Here is a 15,077-nt window from a genome sequence, read left to right on the forward strand (position 1 = left end):
TCTACTCGAACGCAGTGAGATATTTTCTGAGGATCGCATCCAGCGCACTCTGCTCGTCGGGCTCCAGAAGAGCCGTCAACCGGTGCTGGTTTGCGACATGCGCCGTTACGGCGCGCTCGACCAGGTCCAGCCCTTCCGGCTTCAGCGCGATCAGCACGCTGCGCCGATCCTCGGGGTTGCTCAGCCGCTCGACGAGACCGGCCTTTTCCAACTGATCGATGCGGTTGGTCATCGTGCCAGAGGTGATCATCGTCGTTGCCAGCAGATCGCCGGGCGAAAGCCGGTAAGGCCTGCCGGACCGCCGCAAGGCTGCCAGCACGTCAAAACTGGCGGATGACAGGCCGAGTTCAAGAAACGTCTTTTCGATCTCCCGGCCGAGATAGGTCGATAATCGCGCCAATCGGCCCAGCACGCCCATCGGCTCGACATCGATGTCCGGCCGCTCCCTGCGCCACTGGGCTAGAATTCTATCGACATGATCTTCATCCATGGTTTCTGGTACGCAGAATTCATCTTGACGTCAAGATAATGGATGTTATCCTGATTTTATCTTGAATTAGAGATACTTTAAATGAAGATAAAGTCCTCCTCCCTTTCCGACATCGCCTTGACCGCCATTGCGCCGGCCATCTGGGGCAGCACCTATCTGGTGACCACCGAGTACCTGCCGCCCGGTTATCCGCTGACGATTGCCATGCTGCGGGCATTGCCGGCTGGTATCGTGCTGCTTCTCATTGTCCGGCAGTTGCCGAATGGCATCTGGTGGGCGCGGAGCTTTATCCTTGGCGCGCTCAATTTCTCGTTCTTCTGGGCTATGCTGTTCATCTCTGCCTACCGCCTGCCCGGTGGCGTCGCAGCGACTGTTGGCGCCATACAGCCGCTGATCGTCGTCATGCTGGCGCACCTTTTGATCGGCACACAGATCAAAACCATGGCGATCGTCGCGGGCTTTGTCGGAATAGCCGGCGTCGGACTGCTGGTGCTGACACCGGGTGCTGCACTCGATCCCATCGGCATCATCGCTGGATTGGCCGGCGCCATCTCCATGGCCTTCGGAACAGTTCTCACCCGGCATTGGGCGCCGCCGGTATCAAGCCTGACCTTCACCGCCTGGCAACTGACCGCCGGCGGTCTCATTCTGCTGCCGGTCGCCCTGTTGTTCGAGCCCAGTCTGCCGATGCCGACCACGGAAAACATCCTTGGCATGGTCTGGCTTGGGCTGATCGGCGCAGCCTTCACCTACCTTCTGTGGTTTCGTGGACTGTCCAAACTCGATCCCGCCGCCGTTGCCTCGCTCGGTTTCCTGAGCCCCCTGGTGGCGACGCTGCTTGGCTGGAGCGTGCTTGGCCAGAATCTAACATTGCTGCAGCTGGCCGGCATGCTCGCCGTGCTTGTCAGCGTCTGGCTCGGCCAGAAGGGGCAAATGGCGCCGCCGAGCGTCTTACCGGCAATCTCCGGCATGCGATCGTGAGTTCGGGATCCGCCCTGACAACCTCGCGACCTTGTCGTCCCCTACGAGTTAGGCAGTGGACGCTCTCTTTGCCGCAGCGGCCAGGCCTTTGGATATCGGAGTCTCGATATCGGCCGCCTTCATTGCGGTGAGACCAGCAGCCGTCGTACCCCCGTAATCGGTAAAGACCTTGACGGTTTCAGCCGGGCTTTCCGCCACCTTCGCCATCCATGTCGATGCGCCGAGAAACAGCTGCCGCACGGCCGCATCCGCCACGGTCGGCGCAACCCCATTGGCCACGGCATCGCGGATCATCACATCGGCAAAGGCGGCGATGAAGGCCGGCCCTGAACCCGTGAGCGCTGTAAAATAGTCGAGCTCCTTTTCACCCCTCAGTCTGGTCGTCTTCCCCGAACAGGCAAAGAACCCATCCGCGAACGCCTCATCGTTGGCTGTAACCTCTGATGTCGCGAACCAGGGGGTAAACGACAGACCGTGCTCAGCACTTGCATTGGGCATGGCGCGGATGATCCGCTCAGCATTAAACCGGGACCCAAGGGCATCGGCCGTCACGCGTGCCATAACAGAGATCACGAGTTTACCGGAGAGATCCAGATCGAGCGCTCCAAGGTCTTCCGGGCGCACGGACAGAATCACGATGTCACAGGCCGCCGCAAGCGCTGCATTTTCCGTTGTAAAGCGGACTGCCGGCCATGCATCGAAGCCGGAAGACCGGCCGCTTCGCGACGACAGGATCAGATCGGATGGCTGGACGAACCCTCTGGCCAAAGCAGGGCGCAGCAATGCCCCGCCCAGCCATCCGGATCCGCCGATAACACCGAGCGTGGTCACGCCCACTCGCCCTTTCGCATGACCGGCACCTTCGCGCCATCGGCCCGCACGCCGTCGATGTCCACCTTGTCGGAGCCGATCATCCAGTCGATGTGGATCAGGCTGGCATTGCCGCCCTGCGCCTTGATCTGGTCCTGGGTGAGCGAGGCACCATCGAGGAAGCACTTCGAATAGCACTGGCCAAGAGCGATGTGGCAGGAGGCATTTTCATCGAACAGCGTGTTGTAGAACAGGATGCCGCTGGCCGAGATCGGCGAGGAATGTGGCACCAACGCCACTTCGCCAAGCCGCCGGGCGCCTTCGTCGGTATCCAGCACCTTGTTCAGAACCGCCTCGCCCTTCGAAGCCTTGGCCTCGACGATGCGGCCGGCTTCAAAGCGGACCTGGATGTTATCGATCAGCGTGCCCTGATGCGACAGCGGCTTGGTGCTGGAGACATGGCCTTCGACGCGCAGCGCGTGCGGCGTGGTGAAGACCTCCTCGGTCGGAATGTTGGGGTTGCAGGTGATGCCGTTCTTCGCCGTCGATGCGCCGCCATGCCATTCGTGGCCATCGGCAAGGCCGACCGTCAGATCCGTGCCGGGACCGGTAAACTGCAGTGCGGCAAAGCGTTCGCCGTTCAGCCAGCCGGACCGCCGGGCGAGAGTGGCATTGTGCTCGGCCCAGGCAGCGACGGGATCGGCGACATCGACGCGGGAGGCGGCGAAGATCGCATTGGCGAGCTTTTCGACGGCATCGCTTTCGGCATCGTCCGGAAACATCTGCCGGGCCCAGGCCGGGTTCGGATAGGAGACGATGTTCCAGTTGGTGTCGAAATTGGAGATCTTCTCGAGTGCCGGCTTGTAGGCGATCGACATCGCCTTGTTGGCGCGCGCCACCTTGGCCGGATCCTGCGCCGCCAGCATCATCGGATTGTCACCGGAAATGGCGAGCCGCGCGGTGTTGTTGCCATAGGCCTTGGCCATACCTTCATAGAGCCAGTCGCTGGCCCGGTCGAAGCTTTCGTCTGGCGCATAGGCATAGCGCGCCAGCGTCGTTTCCTCATCGGAATAGAAGGTCGAGACCAGTCCGGCACCGGCGATATAGGCATGTTTGGTGATCAAGCGGACCAGCGGCATGGCAGCAATCGGCGCGGTGATGACCAGATCCTGGCCGCGCTGCAATTGCAGGCCGACCTTGATGGCGACTTCGGCCAGTTTCTCGAGCTTGACGGGGTCGATGACGGCGGCGGTGTCGAGGGAATGTGTCATGATGATCCTGATCTTGGGGAAGCGTCTTGAAGAGACTTAAGGTGCTTTGCCCCAAAAATGAAGGTTGACCTTGATCGGAATGTGAGTGCTGTTCGGCAGCCGATCCATGCGCGTCCGGCTCGGCCTTCAGGAGATGACAATGACCGTGTTTTCCCGGACTGTGCTGTTTCGCTGTTTCGTCGCCTTTGTCTTCCTGATCTCGGCCAATCTCGCAGTCGCCGAAGACGCGCCGGAGACGGTCGAGGATCTCGCCGGTCATCGGCTGGTTGTCGAAGGACCATTTTCAGAGCGGGTTCTCCGCATCGACGGTCGCAAGGTGCATGAGAATGCGTTCATCTTCATCCAGCATCGCGGATCGATCGACGGTGTCGATTTCGTGGTCGGCACCAGTTCGGCCGGCGGCAATGCCTGCGAGGGCGCGCCCTTCGTCGTGTCGGCCCCGCCGGAAGACGACGTGAAATTCGAAGGCCCGATCGACAGCTGCGCCTTCATGAACGTGACCATTGAGGAGGACCGCGTGGTTTTTGCGGCGGATCCGTTGCCGGATCGGGAGAGCGAGCGCTGGGAATGGACACCGGCGTCGGGCCTTCGCCAGATCGCCAGCGAGGCCTTCACCGCCGACAATGCAAAGGGGTGGGACGACGTGACGCCCGATGGCGTGACGCATCCGGGCGACCTGATGGGTTTTGGAGGCCTGACAGACGCGATCGAGGACCTCTTGGGCAGTGATCGCCAGTCCTTTGCCGAACTCATCGTCGGCATTGGCAGCGGCACATTCGAGAATGGCTATTTTGTCGGCAGCGCCTGCCCGAAATTCATCTGCCTCGAGGCCGGCGCTTTCATTGCTGCCAACCCCGCAGACCAGACGCTCTATCTGGCGTGGAAACCGGAAGGAGAGAAGATCATCGTGCGGCCGGCAGTGACGGAATGGCCAAAGCCGGCAAGACTGGCCTTGCGCGACTGGGCGGCGCAGTGGCCGTAGCGCGCGCTCAGGCGATCAGGGGCGCTGCGACGGCACCCAGCGCCTTGCGTGCCTCTTCCGGTGCCAGCCGGACCTGCAGGCCGCGCTGCCCGCCATTGATATAGACCTTCTCTTCGGAAAGAGCGGACAGCTCGATCGCCGTCGGCACCTGCTTTTTCTGCCCGAAGGGACTGATGCCGCCGACATGATAGCCCGTCAGCCGTTCGGCATCGGCGGGTTTCATCATAGTGGCAGACTTGCCGCCAAAGGCCGCCGCCAGTTTCTTCATGCTGACTTCGTGATCCGACGGCACCACGACGCAGACCGGCTTGCCATCGACCTCGGCCATCAGCGTCTTCAGGACGCGGCAGGGATGCTCACCCAGCGCCTCGGCTGCGGCCATGCCGATGCGGTCTGCGGAGGGGTCGTAGTCATAGAGGTGAACCGTGAAAGCGACGCCCGCCTTTGCCAGGAACTGGGTTGCGCGCGTGGTCTTCGACATCGCCGCCTCAGCCGCGCAGGCTTGTCTGATAGACATCCGGCTTGAAGCCGGCGAGCAGCGTGCCGTCTCCTTCGAGGATCGGGCGCTTGATCATCGAAGGCTGCGCCAGCATCAGCTCGATCGCCTTGCCACTATCGAGATCAACTTTGGACGCCTCCGGCAAGGCGCGAAACGTGGTGCCGGAACGGTTGAGCACGGTTTCCCAGCCCAGCTTTTCCACCCAGCGCTCCAGATCGGCCCGGTCGACGCCACGCGCCTTGTAGTCGTGGAAATCATAGGCGACGTCATGAGCCTCCAGCCAGAGGCGGGCCTTCTTCATCGTGTCGCAGGTCTTGATGCCGTAGATCGTCACGCCCATGGATGCCCCGTCTGCTGTCCGCCAAGATAGTGTCGGGCATGCATAGCGCCGGATGGGCAGGGAGAAAAGAGCAAGCCGCCGGGAATGATCAGGTCAGCCCCGCATAACGGCCGGGCCGGTGGTTGATCGCCAGGATCATGTTGACGATCACGGCGCTCAGAACCGACAGGACGAGGTTTTGCGGGGCGATGACGAAAAACGCTGCAGCGAGAATCGACAGATCGACGGCAAGCTGGAAATAACCGGCGCGGATGCCGAATTTTTCCTGCAGGAAAATCGCCAGAATATTGATGCCGCCAAGCCCGGTGCGATGCCGGAACAGGACGAGCAGCCCGCAACCCGCCAGACAGCCACCCATCACGGCTGCGAATACAGGATCGAGCGTGGCGAAACTCGCCCATCCTGTCATCAGCCGCGAAAAAAGCGAAACAAGACTGACGGCGGCAAAGGTGCGCAGCGCAAACGACCACCCCAGACGCTTCACCGCCAGCACATAGAACGGCAGGTTGACGAGCGAGAAGATGATCCAGAAATGCACTCCGGTGATGTACTGGAGCAAAAGCGCCAGCCCCGCCGTGCTGCCAGCGAGGAGCACGGCCTTGGTGTAGATCACCATGCCGAAGGAAACGAACAGCGTGCCGAGCAGAATGGCCAGCACGTCCTCGTAGAGCCTGTGGCGCTCGCCGGTTTCCGTCACGCCTTTCGCGGGGCTATCGAGGGGCTCGGCTGAGCGGGTGGTCTCTGCGGTCTGATCCTGGAGGGCCATCGTCAGAGCGCCACGAAGGTGGCGACGACGGCATCGACATCGCTGGTCTTCAGGCCGGCGATATTGATGCGCCCGGAGGTGGGCATGTAGATGCCGTGTTCGGCCCGCAGACGCAGCACCTCCGCCTCGCTCAGCGGCAGCAGGGAGAACATGCCTTCCTGGTGCGCCATTGCGGCGAGCGCCGGCCAGCGCCCTTTCAGCCCTTCTGCCAGCCCGCGGCGGATGCCCTGGATGCGGCCGCGCATGCCGTCGAGTTCAAGCGTCCAGTCGGCCTTGAGGGCCTCGTTCTCCAGAATACCCCGAACGACAGCAGCGCCATGATCCGGCGGCATCGAATAGCTGATGCGGGCAAGGGCGGCCAGATTGGAGCGGGCGGTATCGGCCAGAGCCTGCGACGGTGCGACGGCGAAGATCGCGCCGGTGCGCTCGCGGTAGAGCCCGAACGACTTGGAGGACGAGATTGCCACCAGCGCTTCCGGCACCGCAGCCAGCAGCAGCCGCAGGCCGGGCACATCCTCGTCGAGGCCGCGTCCGAAGCCCTGATAGGCAAGATCGACCAGCGGCAGCAGTCCACGTCGTTCGATGATCGTGGCAATGTCCTGCCATTGCTCGGATGTCAGCACACCGCCCGTCGGATTGTGGCAACTGGCATGCAGGAGAACGGCATCGCCGGGATTGGCCGCTTCCAGCGCCTCGGTCATCCGGTCGAACAGGACTGCCTGCGACGGCACGTCGAAGAAAGGATAAGAAATGATTTCGAGCCCGGCGGCCCGGCAGATGCTGGCATGGTTGGGCCATGTCGGCAGGCCGAGCAGGATGCGCCTGACGCCCATGCCGTGGAGGAGATCGGCGGCCAGCCGCAAGGCGCCGGACCCGCCCGGCGTCTGCACGCCGGCAACCGCACGACCCTGGCTGTTGCCGCCGGTGAGTGACCAGAGCAGCTCGAGATAGGCGGGATCGCCTTCCGGCCCGATATAGGATTTCGTCTGCTGCGTCTCCAGAAGCGCCGTCTCGGCCGCCTTCACTGCCCGGAAGATCGGCGTTGCACCGGTCTCGTCCCGATAGACGCCGACGCCGAGATCGATCTTGCCGGGTCGCCCGTCCTGCCGGAACAGGCCAATCAAAGCGAGCAAGGGATCATCGGGCTGGCGGGCGAGCAAATCGAACATGAAAGGGTTCCTGAGAGCGGGTTGAGAACAAACACTGGGAATGACAGGCAATATCCCCCGGCATCGCCCCAGGCGCAATCTACAGGACATGAATGCGCAAAATCGCTTATGAATTTGCGCTTTTCTCTGCCTTGGCTTCTATATAATTGCTAGTCTAGCAAAAAATCATGCATGTTTTTGCGTGAAGTCAATTCAAACTGGAAAGCCGCCGATGGACCCCGCAGTAAACATCGAGATCGATGCCGTCGACCGGCGGATCATCCGGCTTTTGATCGAGGATGCCTCGCGCAGCAACAACGAACTGGCCGAGAAGGTCGGGTTATCGCCGGCGCCCCTGTCGCGGCGGCTGGCGCGGCTCTACGCCACCGGGATTATCCGTCAGACCGTGCTGGTCGATCCGAAGGCGGCGGGGCTGGGTTTCCAGGCCTTTCTGGAGGTGACGCTGGAGCGCACGGTGACCAAGGTCGCCCAGCGCTTCATCGAACAGGTCAGCCGCATGCCGGAGGTCGTCGAATGCCATACGGTGGCTGGCGATTTCGACTTCCTGCTGAAGATCGCTGTGCGTGATGTCGGCGACTACAAGCGGTTGCTCTGGGTCGAGTTCGACAAGATCGCCGAGATCAAGACGCTGCGCTCGACGATCCTGCTCGACAGCCCGAAATTCGAGGCCGGCGCCCTGCCCTGACCAAAGGCTGGCCCGGCAAGTTCAGTCTTCCAGCGCTCCGGGCTTGCGGCCGGCCCTGGTTTTTTCGTGGCAGAGGATCTTCATCAGATCGGCGCGCCGGCGGGCAAAGCGCGTCGAAACCCGGGTAACAATCAGCCCGGCCTGCGGTGCCATGACATCGATCACGCCATTTTCCATGCCGGGGTGAGTGAGGATGGTTGCCAGAAGGTCACCCTCCTCGACACGGTCGCCGAGGCTTTTGTGAAACAGGACGGCGCCCGGCTGCGGGGCGCGGATCATCTCGATATTGTCGAGCGGCAGCGCCTGGCCCTTGAAATCGCCGACGGGCGTAGCCTCGCCTGTGACGGCGCCACGGGCTGCGAGAAAATTCCAGAGCCCCTCCGCATCGGCCTTGGCCATCTCAGGCGTGACGTCGCGCATCCCGCGCAACTCGAGCGTCACCGCAAGCCGACCCGGCAACTGCGTCCTGCGCTCACCCGCGATTTCATGCTTCCACGCATGACCGACGGCTTCCTCGAAGGCCGAACTTTCACCGTCCGAAAGGAAGACGGCCGCCATGTCGAGTGCTGCGGCCAGATCGGATGCCTCCGGCCAGAAGGCATCGTCGATATAGGCATATTGCAGGGATTCGTCATCGCAATGCAGGTCGAGCACGAGATCCGCACCAAGCGCCATGTGCAGCAATTGCCGCTTCAATTGCTCGGTCGCCGTATAACGATCGAGATCGTCAAGCAACGTGTCGCGTTCACCAAGAGCGATCAACGGGAAATCGCGGTTGAAATTGGTGCGCGAACCCAGATCAAAACGGCCCTGCATCTCGCCAAAATGCGATTGCGCGGCCCCGATCGGATTGGCGTGCGGCACGATGGTGATATCGCTGCAAACCGCGCCAGCGGCCTCGGCCCGGCGCAGCCGATCGCAAAGGAAATGCAGGAGCGCCGTGCCGGGCAATTCACCGGAGTGCAGCGCTGCCTGCATATAGATTTTAGGAGCCTTCGGATCGCGGCCCTTGAACCGGAGAACCGGCAGCCGCCATTCGATACCGGGCGTATCGCCCGGGAGGATGATTTCGGAGATGTCCATGTGACCCGCCTTTGCTTCTGTCCCGCGCTTATGCGGGTTGGCTGGAGACGATGCAAGATCTTCGGAACGCCCCGCTCCGTCGATCCCGTCACCCCAGCAAGGGCCAGCGCCCGAGATATTCATGGTCATTGCACCCGACAAGACTGTGGACCAGCACGAACTCACGCACGGTCCAGGAAACGGGTTCGATCAGTTCCCGCTCCGCAATCGTCGCGCCGTCATGAAGCAACGTCATATGCGGCTTGAAACGCGGATTGTAGGAGAAGATCAGACCAGCACTCCACATTTCCTTTGCCAGTTGCACATGAAGATCCATCATTTCCTCGCTGCGCACCGCACTGGTCAGCACCAGAGGCTGGGCATAGCCTGTCTGGAAACTCATGATCCGGTCGAAGCTGATCTCGAAGGGCATGGCCCGGACCGCCGACATGGCCTGGCTCACTGTCGAGACCACATCGTCCGGCAGCTGGGTGTAGGCGCCGATGGCATTCAGCGCGACATGCATCTTGCGATGCGGGCGCACCTCGCGCGAGAGGTCGTACTCGACAGCCGCATGCCGGCCGATCTCGACCGCCTGACAGGCCGTATCCCGTTCGGGCACGACGGCCAGGAACAGGTTGCTCCTGACGCTTTCGTCGAATTTTCGCGAGCGCAATCCGGCGGCATCGCCAAAGGCAAACGATGGCTGGTGAACGCGCACGACTTCATTCCCGGCTTTTCCAAGCATGGCAGACCTCATCTCTTTCTGGATGTCCTAGGTATAGCCGAGTCGGCGTTTTGATCAAGAACAAAAACAGAACATTGTGAATTTATTCCCAGGAAGAATACGCATTATCGGTCCTGGAAAACCTCATCACGCACTGGAAGGCGTCCCCGAAATGGCGCAAGGACCGGTGCGACGACAGCCCCGAAAATACAATCGGATGTTAACAGGCCGGTAACGGACACCACCTACATTAGAGGCACAGCAACTAGAACGTCACAGCGTGATATTGCGCAGGAAGCGGGAGTGGTTCGGTGTCCGACGGCAGCAGCATGGAGGGCGGGTTGATCCCACAGGACGATGCTCACGCCCTGTTGCAGGCAACGGTCGACAATTTTCCGGGTGGCATCTGCGTTCTCGACGCCAATCTGGTGATGCTCCTGACCAATCGCCGCTTCTATGAACTTCTGGATCTCTCGCAAACCATGTTTCCGGCTGGTTCGAATATCGAGGATGTATTTCGCTACAACGCCCGCAGAGGCGAATATGGCCCCGGAGAACCCGAGGAGAAGGTCCGGGCGCGCGTCAGCCATGTCCGCAGCTTTCAGGAGCATTGCTTCGACCGCGAGGTCGGCACCGGTCTCGTTCTGGAAATGCGATCGGCGCCGAAGCCGGGTGGTGGCAGTATCCTGACCTATCTCGACGTGACGCTGAAACGGCGGGCGGAGCAGGATATCATCAAACACAAGGAAACGCTTGAAAACCTGGTCTCCGAGCGCACGGGCGAAATCGGTCGTCAGGCGGAGGAACTGCAGCGCCTGCTGGACCAGGAACGGCACATCAACGAACTCCAGCGTCAGTTCGTGACCATGACGTCGCACGAGTTCAGGACGCCGCTGGCGATCATCGACGGGGCTGCACAGAGGCTGCAACGGCGCAAGGATCAAATGACAAGCGATTTCGCGGCCGAAAAGGCCGGCCTGATCCGTGGTGCCGTTTCGCGGATGGTCGATCTGATGGAGAGCTTTCTGTCGGCAGGTCGGATCGAGCATGGCCGCATGTTCTACGACTTCCGGCCGTGCTCGTTGCGGGCGATCGTCGAACATTGCGTGCTGCGGCAGAAATCGATCGGCAGCTTTCATCACTTCAAGGTGGATCTGAGCGAACTCCCGCCGATTGTCGTTGCCGACACCGCCGCCATAGAGCAGGTTTTCACGAACCTGATTTCCAATGCCGTCAAATATGCGCCGACATCGCCGGAAATTCACATCTGTGGATCCATGGAAAACAGTTCCGCCTGTGTCTCGATCCGGGACCACGGCGTTGGCATCGATCCCGAGGATCTGCCGAAGATGTTCCAGCGCTATTTCAGGGCGCGAAGTTCGACGGGCATCGCCGGAACGGGGATTGGCCTCAATCTGGTGAAGCAGATTGTCGAGGCGCATGCCGGACAGATCAGGCTCGAGAGCCGGAAAAACGAGGGCAGCACGTTCACTGTCGTCCTTCCGATCAACACCATAATGCCCAAGGTCGACGGGTTCGACCAGGCGACAACAGGCTAGACATGATCACCATTCTTTGCGTTGAAGACGAAGACGACATCCGGGGCCTGTTGATCGAGGAAATCAGGGATAGCGGATTCAATACGCTGGAAGCCGCCAATGGCCGGCAGGCTCTGGATATCATCATCAGCAAATGGCCTGACATCGTCGTTTGCGATATCACCATGCCCGAACTCGACGGCCATCAGTTGTTCGCGGAAATCCAGATGCACCACGAAGAGCTGTCGAATATCCGGTTCATCTTCCTGACGGCGCTGAGCGACAAGGAAAACATGATCACAGCCCTGAAAGCCGGCGCTGCCGACTATCTGACCAAACCCGTCGACTTCGACCTGCTGATGGCGAAGATCCAGGGCTGCGTTTCGCGGCTGGAAAGCGACAGGCGAACGGGGCGGGGATTCTGACAGGAACCGCCGCTCATTCCCACTCGATCGTGCCGGGCGGCTTGCTCGTCACATCATAAACCACGCGGTTGATGCCGCGGACTTCGTTGATGATGCGGGTGGCGGCGCGCCCGAGGAATTCCATGTCGTAGTGATAGAAATCCGCCGTCATGCCATCGACGGAGGTCACGGCGCGCAGCGCGCAGACGAATTCATAAGTGCGGCCATCGCCCATGACGCCGACCGTCTGCACCGGCAAAAGAACCGCGAAGGCCTGCCAGATCGCGTCGTAGAGGCCGGCCTTGCGGATCTCATCGAGATAGACGGCATCGGCTTCGCGCAGGATTTCGAGTTTTTCGCGGGTGATGCCGCCCGGGCAGCGGATGGCAAGGCCCGGTCCCGGGAAGGGATGGCGACCGATGAAACTGTCGGGCAGGCCGAGTTCCTTGCCGAGCACACGGACTTCATCCTTGAACAGTTCGCGCAAAGGCTCGACCAGCTGCATGTTCATGCGGGCCGGCAGGCCGCCGACATTGTGATGCGACTTGATGGTGACCGACGGGCCGCCGGTAAAGGAGACACTTTCGATCACGTCGGGATAGAGCGTGCCCTGGGCGAGGAAGTCGGCACCGCCGATCTTCTTGGCTTCGGCCTCGAAGACGTCGATAAACAGCCGACCAATGGTCTTGCGCTTGGTTTCCGGATCGCTCTCGCCTTCAAGCGCGTTGATGAACATGTCGGACGCATCGACATGCACGAGCTTGATATCGTAATGCTCGTTGAACATCTTGACGACATCGGCCGCCTCGTTCTTGCGCATCAGGCCATGGTCGACGAGAATGCAGGTCAGCTGATCGCCGATCGCTTCATGAATGAGAAGGGCGGCCACCGAGGAATCGACGCCTCCCGACAGGCCGCAGATGACGCGCTTGTCGCCGACCTGCTTGCGGATGGCGGAAACTGCGTGTTCGCGATAGGCGGCCATCGTCCAATCGCCCTTCAGCCCGGCGATCTTCTGCACGAAATTGGCCAGCAGCTTGGCGCCGTCAGGCGTATGGACAACCTCGGGGTGGAACTGCACGGCATAGTACTTCTTCGCCTCATTGGCGATGCAGGCAAACGGCGCATTGGCGGACGTGGCGACCACTTCAAAACCGTCCGGGATCGCGGTGACGCGGTCGCCATGGCTCATCCAGACCTGGTGACGCGACCCGACCGGCCAGACGCCGTCATAGAGCGCGCATTCCTTGGCGATCTCAATGAAGGCGCGGCCGAATTCGCGGTGATGCCCGGCCTCGACCGTGCCCCCCAACTGCTCGCAGATCGTCTGCTGGCCATAGCAGATGCCGAGGACCGGAAGACCGCTGTCGAAAACGATCTGCGGCGCGCGCGGCGAGCCGATGTCGAGCGTCGATGCGGGGCTGCCGGAGAGGATGATCGCCTTCGGCTTCAGGCGGTGGAAGCCCTCTTCCGAAGACTGGAACGGTACGATCTCGCAATAAATGCCGGTTTCGCGGACGCGCCGGGCGATCAGCTGCGTGACCTGGCTGCCGAAATCGATGATGAGAACGGTATCGGGATGGACTGTCTCGGTCATGAAACGCTTCCGCTGGCTGGGATAATAAATCGGGGGATCATGGCGAGCCTTTAATCAAAGCAGGCGCCAAGAGCAACAATTCAATTGCACCCGGACAATGTTTGCCGCTCAGAGCCTGAGATCGCCCGTTTCCAGGGCCTTTTCCAGCGCATCGACGACGTCTGCCAGCTTCTCGTCGATGACGTGCAGATATTCGGTCCAGTCGTTGACATGCTTCAATTCCTGACGGCCATCGGAAATGCCGCGCAGGCCGATGAGCGGCCGCTTGAAGGACTGGCATGCCCGCAGCAGGGCAAAGGTTTCCATCTCCACCATGTCGGCAGCGATCGTGTCGTAGGTCGCACCGGAAACGATATTGGCGCCCGTCGAGAGGCTGGCGGTCTTCACGCCGGGAATGCGCAGCGGCAGGTCGACGGTGACCGGCAGATCGAGAAACGGCGTCGCGCCCTTCTCAAAACCGAGCGGCGAGGCGTCCATGTCGCGATAGGCAACGGATATGGCCTGGTAGACTTCGGTCTGTTCGAGTTTTGCCGAACCGGCGGAACCGAGCGAGACCACCAGGTCCGGCATGCTGTCGCGGGCCTTGAGGTCGGCCAGCGCCCGCGTCAGCGTCACGGCGGCCTCGACAGGACCGACACCGGTCATCAGCGGCGTGATGCGCGCGCGCAGATGCACGCCGTATTCGGCATCGACGGCCATCACATAGAGCAGCTTCCGGCCGGCAACAGGCTTCAGTTCAAAGCTCATCCCTCGATCCCCTCGCGTCCACGGATCACCATCATCGTCCCGGTCATCGAGGCGATCAGCTTGGCCGGGCCATCGGACGAAATGGCATAGCCGCGCCCGTCGGAGACGATGATCGTCGTGCCCGGCTTCGTCACCTCGCCGCGAAACAGGAAGCGTTCGCCGCGCCCGGGGGACATGAGATTGACCTTGAACTCGATGGTCAGGATCGAGGCATCGGGATCGATGACGGAATAGGCGGCATAAGTGCCGGCCGCATCCAGCGCGGCCGATATGATGCCCGCATGCAGGAAGCCGTGCTGCTGGGTCAGTTTCTCGTCGAACGGAAGCTCGATTTCGACGGTCCCCTGCTCGACACGGGTCAGCTCGGCGCCGATCGTGCGCATGGCCGCCTGCCGCTTAAAGCTCCTCGCGATACGGTCGCGGAAATCCACAGGATGCCGGTCTTCCATCTGTCTCGACGATTGCCTTTTGAAATCCCGCACGACGGTGCGGCGCAGGTGGCAAGATTGCCATGCGCGCGAACCGCGAACAAGCTCAATTCATGAGGAAAATCGACGCGTTGAGCAGGGTGGCAAAGGCAACCCAGGCCGCATAGGGCAGAAACATCAGGCTGGAGACATGGTCCTGCCGACGGCTCACCACGATAAAGCCTGTGACGGCGACCAGAAGGGCGACAATCACGACCAGCGCCAGGCCGATCTGCTGCATGCCGAAGAACAGCGGCGACCAGAGGAAATTGAAGACCATCTGCCCGATCCAGAACCGCCAGGCCACGCTCTGTCGGTGATCCAGAAACATGCGGGCGCCGACAAGGCCGATCATCACATAGAGAGCAGACCAGACCGGACCGAAGATCCAGTTCGGCGGATTGAAGGAGGGTTTCGCCAGCGATTGATACCATTCGCCGGGAATGTTGTTGATGCCGATCAGCAGACCGGTTCCAAGCACGGCGACGATGAAGATGATGTGGACGACGATGCGGTTCATGGAACACCTATCTAGAGCAAGA

General features: G+C 61.3%; 18 protein-coding genes. 5 read left to right on the plus strand and 13 right to left on the minus strand.

Features of this window, described 5'->3' with window-relative positions:
- Window position 1 precedes the first annotated feature (1 nt).
- Window positions 2-490 (minus strand): MarR family winged helix-turn-helix transcriptional regulator, encoded by a 489-nt coding sequence (locus AX760_RS24340; RefSeq protein WP_071835589.1) that lies wholly within the window; start codon window positions 488-490, stop codon window positions 2-4.
- A gap of 81 nt (window positions 491-571) precedes the next feature.
- Between AX760_RS24340 and AX760_RS24345 the strand changes: the two genes are divergently transcribed.
- The gene (locus AX760_RS24345; RefSeq protein WP_071835590.1) at window positions 572-1,471 is read left to right on the plus strand and encodes an EamA family transporter; all 900 of its coding nucleotides are present in this window, start codon (window positions 572-574) and stop codon (window positions 1,469-1,471) included.
- Window positions 1,472-1,519: 48 nt separating this feature from the next.
- On the opposite strand, the gene AX760_RS24350 is transcribed toward AX760_RS24345, so the two are convergent.
- Window positions 1,520-2,302, minus strand: a complete 783-nt coding sequence (locus AX760_RS24350) for a pyrroline-5-carboxylate reductase family protein (RefSeq protein ID WP_175552129.1) — start codon at window positions 2,300-2,302, stop codon at window positions 1,520-1,522.
- Window positions 2,299-3,552 (minus strand): aminopeptidase, encoded by a 1,254-nt coding sequence (locus AX760_RS24355; RefSeq protein WP_071835592.1) that lies wholly within the window; start codon window positions 3,550-3,552, stop codon window positions 2,299-2,301. Before AX760_RS24355 ends, AX760_RS24350 begins: the two co-directional genes overlap by 4 nt.
- A 139-nt stretch (window positions 3,553-3,691) precedes the next feature.
- Here AX760_RS24355 and AX760_RS24360 point away from each other — a divergent pair, with 139 nt between their 5' ends.
- Window positions 3,692-4,534 (plus strand): hypothetical protein, encoded by an 843-nt coding sequence (locus tag AX760_RS24360; RefSeq protein ID WP_139276032.1) that lies wholly within the window; start codon window positions 3,692-3,694, stop codon window positions 4,532-4,534.
- A gap of 7 nt (window positions 4,535-4,541) precedes the next feature.
- Here the strand turns inward: AX760_RS24360 and ybaK are convergent, their stop codons facing one another.
- The 4 genes from ybaK to AX760_RS24380 form a co-directional block, all read right to left on the minus strand.
- Window positions 4,542-5,015: a Cys-tRNA(Pro) deacylase gene (gene ybaK, locus AX760_RS24365; protein ID WP_071835594.1), complete on the minus strand. Its 474-nt coding sequence runs from the start codon at window positions 5,013-5,015 to the stop codon at window positions 4,542-4,544.
- A 7-nt stretch (window positions 5,016-5,022) separates the two neighbouring features.
- Window positions 5,023-5,373: an ArsC family reductase gene (locus AX760_RS24370; protein WP_071835595.1), complete on the minus strand. Its 351-nt coding sequence runs from the start codon at window positions 5,371-5,373 to the stop codon at window positions 5,023-5,025.
- 88 nt (window positions 5,374-5,461) lie between these two features.
- Window positions 5,462-6,139 (minus strand): YitT family protein, encoded by a 678-nt coding sequence (locus AX760_RS24375; RefSeq protein WP_083531329.1) that lies wholly within the window; start codon window positions 6,137-6,139, stop codon window positions 5,462-5,464.
- 2 nt (window positions 6,140-6,141) lie between these two features.
- Window positions 6,142-7,308, minus strand: a complete 1,167-nt coding sequence (locus tag AX760_RS24380; protein ID WP_071835596.1) for an amino acid aminotransferase — start codon at window positions 7,306-7,308, stop codon at window positions 6,142-6,144.
- Between the two features lie 211 nt (window positions 7,309-7,519).
- Here AX760_RS24380 and AX760_RS24385 point away from each other — a divergent pair, with 211 nt between their 5' ends.
- A complete protein-coding gene (locus AX760_RS24385) occupies window positions 7,520-7,993 on the plus strand; it encodes an Lrp/AsnC family transcriptional regulator (protein ID WP_071835597.1) in 474 nt (157 codons plus the stop codon).
- Window positions 7,994-8,014: 21 nt separating this feature from the next.
- On the opposite strand, the gene AX760_RS24390 is transcribed toward AX760_RS24385, so the two are convergent.
- The gene (locus AX760_RS24390; protein ID WP_071835598.1) at window positions 8,015-9,076 is read right to left on the minus strand and encodes a succinylglutamate desuccinylase/aspartoacylase domain-containing protein; all 1,062 of its coding nucleotides are present in this window, start codon (window positions 9,074-9,076) and stop codon (window positions 8,015-8,017) included.
- A gap of 88 nt (window positions 9,077-9,164) precedes the next feature.
- The gene (locus AX760_RS24395; protein ID WP_071835599.1) at window positions 9,165-9,803 is read right to left on the minus strand and encodes a 2'-5' RNA ligase family protein; all 639 of its coding nucleotides are present in this window, start codon (window positions 9,801-9,803) and stop codon (window positions 9,165-9,167) included.
- A gap of 290 nt (window positions 9,804-10,093) precedes the next feature.
- On the opposite strand from AX760_RS24395, the gene AX760_RS24400 reads away from it, so the two are divergent.
- Together AX760_RS24400 and AX760_RS24405 are read left to right on the plus strand one after the other, a co-directional pair.
- Complete coding sequence (locus AX760_RS24400; protein ID WP_139276034.1) at window positions 10,094-11,341, plus strand: sensor histidine kinase; 1,248 nt, start codon at window positions 10,094-10,096, stop codon at window positions 11,339-11,341.
- A gap of 2 nt (window positions 11,342-11,343) precedes the next feature.
- Window positions 11,344-11,745 (plus strand): response regulator, encoded by a 402-nt coding sequence (locus AX760_RS24405; RefSeq protein ID WP_071835601.1) that lies wholly within the window; start codon window positions 11,344-11,346, stop codon window positions 11,743-11,745.
- A 13-nt stretch (window positions 11,746-11,758) separates the two neighbouring features.
- Here the strand turns inward: AX760_RS24405 and guaA are convergent, their stop codons facing one another.
- The 4 genes from guaA to AX760_RS24425 form a co-directional block, all read right to left on the minus strand.
- Complete coding sequence (guaA, locus tag AX760_RS24410) at window positions 11,759-13,321, minus strand: glutamine-hydrolyzing GMP synthase (protein ID WP_071835602.1); 1,563 nt, start codon at window positions 13,319-13,321, stop codon at window positions 11,759-11,761.
- Window positions 13,322-13,429: 108 nt separating this feature from the next.
- Window positions 13,430-14,068: a 5'-methylthioadenosine/S-adenosylhomocysteine nucleosidase gene (locus tag AX760_RS24415; protein ID WP_071835603.1), complete on the minus strand. Its 639-nt coding sequence runs from the start codon at window positions 14,066-14,068 to the stop codon at window positions 13,430-13,432.
- Window positions 14,065-14,517, minus strand: a complete 453-nt coding sequence (locus AX760_RS24420; protein ID WP_071835604.1) for a PaaI family thioesterase — start codon at window positions 14,515-14,517, stop codon at window positions 14,065-14,067. The genes AX760_RS24415 and AX760_RS24420 overlap by 4 nt, the downstream gene beginning before the upstream one ends.
- Before the next feature lie 85 nt (window positions 14,518-14,602).
- Window positions 14,603-15,055, minus strand: coding sequence for a TspO/MBR family protein (locus AX760_RS24425; protein WP_071835605.1), 453 nt, complete (start codon window positions 15,053-15,055; stop codon window positions 14,603-14,605).
- Window positions 15,056-15,077: the final 22 nt, after the last annotated feature.

It is taken from the genome of Pararhizobium antarcticum, assembly GCF_001885585.1.
Classification (GTDB): domain Bacteria; phylum Pseudomonadota; class Alphaproteobacteria; order Rhizobiales; family Rhizobiaceae; genus Pararhizobium; species Pararhizobium antarcticum.

Coding starts and splice junctions, on each gene's coding strand:
- AX760_RS24340 (WP_071835589.1), bottom strand. CDS start 490: ATGGATGAAGATCATGTCGATAGAATTCTAGCCCAGTGGCGCAGGGAG.
- AX760_RS24345 (WP_071835590.1), top strand. CDS start 572: ATGAAGATAAAGTCCTCCTCCCTTTCCGACATCGCCTTGACCGCCATT.
- AX760_RS24355 (WP_071835592.1), bottom strand. CDS start 3,552: ATGACACATTCCCTCGACACCGCCGCCGTCATCGACCCCGTCAAGCTC.
- AX760_RS24360 (WP_139276032.1), top strand. CDS start 3,692: ATGACCGTGTTTTCCCGGACTGTGCTGTTTCGCTGTTTCGTCGCCTTT.
- ybaK (WP_071835594.1), bottom strand. CDS start 5,015: ATGTCGAAGACCACGCGCGCAACCCAGTTCCTGGCAAAGGCGGGCGTC.
- AX760_RS24370 (WP_071835595.1), bottom strand. CDS start 5,373: ATGGGCGTGACGATCTACGGCATCAAGACCTGCGACACGATGAAGAAG.
- AX760_RS24375 (WP_083531329.1), bottom strand. CDS start 6,139: ATGGCCCTCCAGGATCAGACCGCAGAGACCACCCGCTCAGCCGAGCCC.
- AX760_RS24380 (WP_071835596.1), bottom strand. CDS start 7,308: ATGTTCGATTTGCTCGCCCGCCAGCCCGATGATCCCTTGCTCGCTTTG.
- AX760_RS24385 (WP_071835597.1), top strand. CDS start 7,520: ATGGACCCCGCAGTAAACATCGAGATCGATGCCGTCGACCGGCGGATC.
- AX760_RS24390 (WP_071835598.1), bottom strand. CDS start 9,076: ATGGACATCTCCGAAATCATCCTCCCGGGCGATACGCCCGGTATCGAA.
- AX760_RS24395 (WP_071835599.1), bottom strand. CDS start 9,803: ATGCTTGGAAAAGCCGGGAATGAAGTCGTGCGCGTTCACCAGCCATCG.
- AX760_RS24405 (WP_071835601.1), top strand. CDS start 11,344: ATGATCACCATTCTTTGCGTTGAAGACGAAGACGACATCCGGGGCCTG.
- guaA (WP_071835602.1), bottom strand. CDS start 13,321: ATGACCGAGACAGTCCATCCCGATACCGTTCTCATCATCGATTTCGGC.
- AX760_RS24415 (WP_071835603.1), bottom strand. CDS start 14,068: ATGAGCTTTGAACTGAAGCCTGTTGCCGGCCGGAAGCTGCTCTATGTG.
- AX760_RS24420 (WP_071835604.1), bottom strand. CDS start 14,517: ATGGAAGACCGGCATCCTGTGGATTTCCGCGACCGTATCGCGAGGAGC.
- AX760_RS24425 (WP_071835605.1), bottom strand. CDS start 15,055: ATGAACCGCATCGTCGTCCACATCATCTTCATCGTCGCCGTGCTTGGA.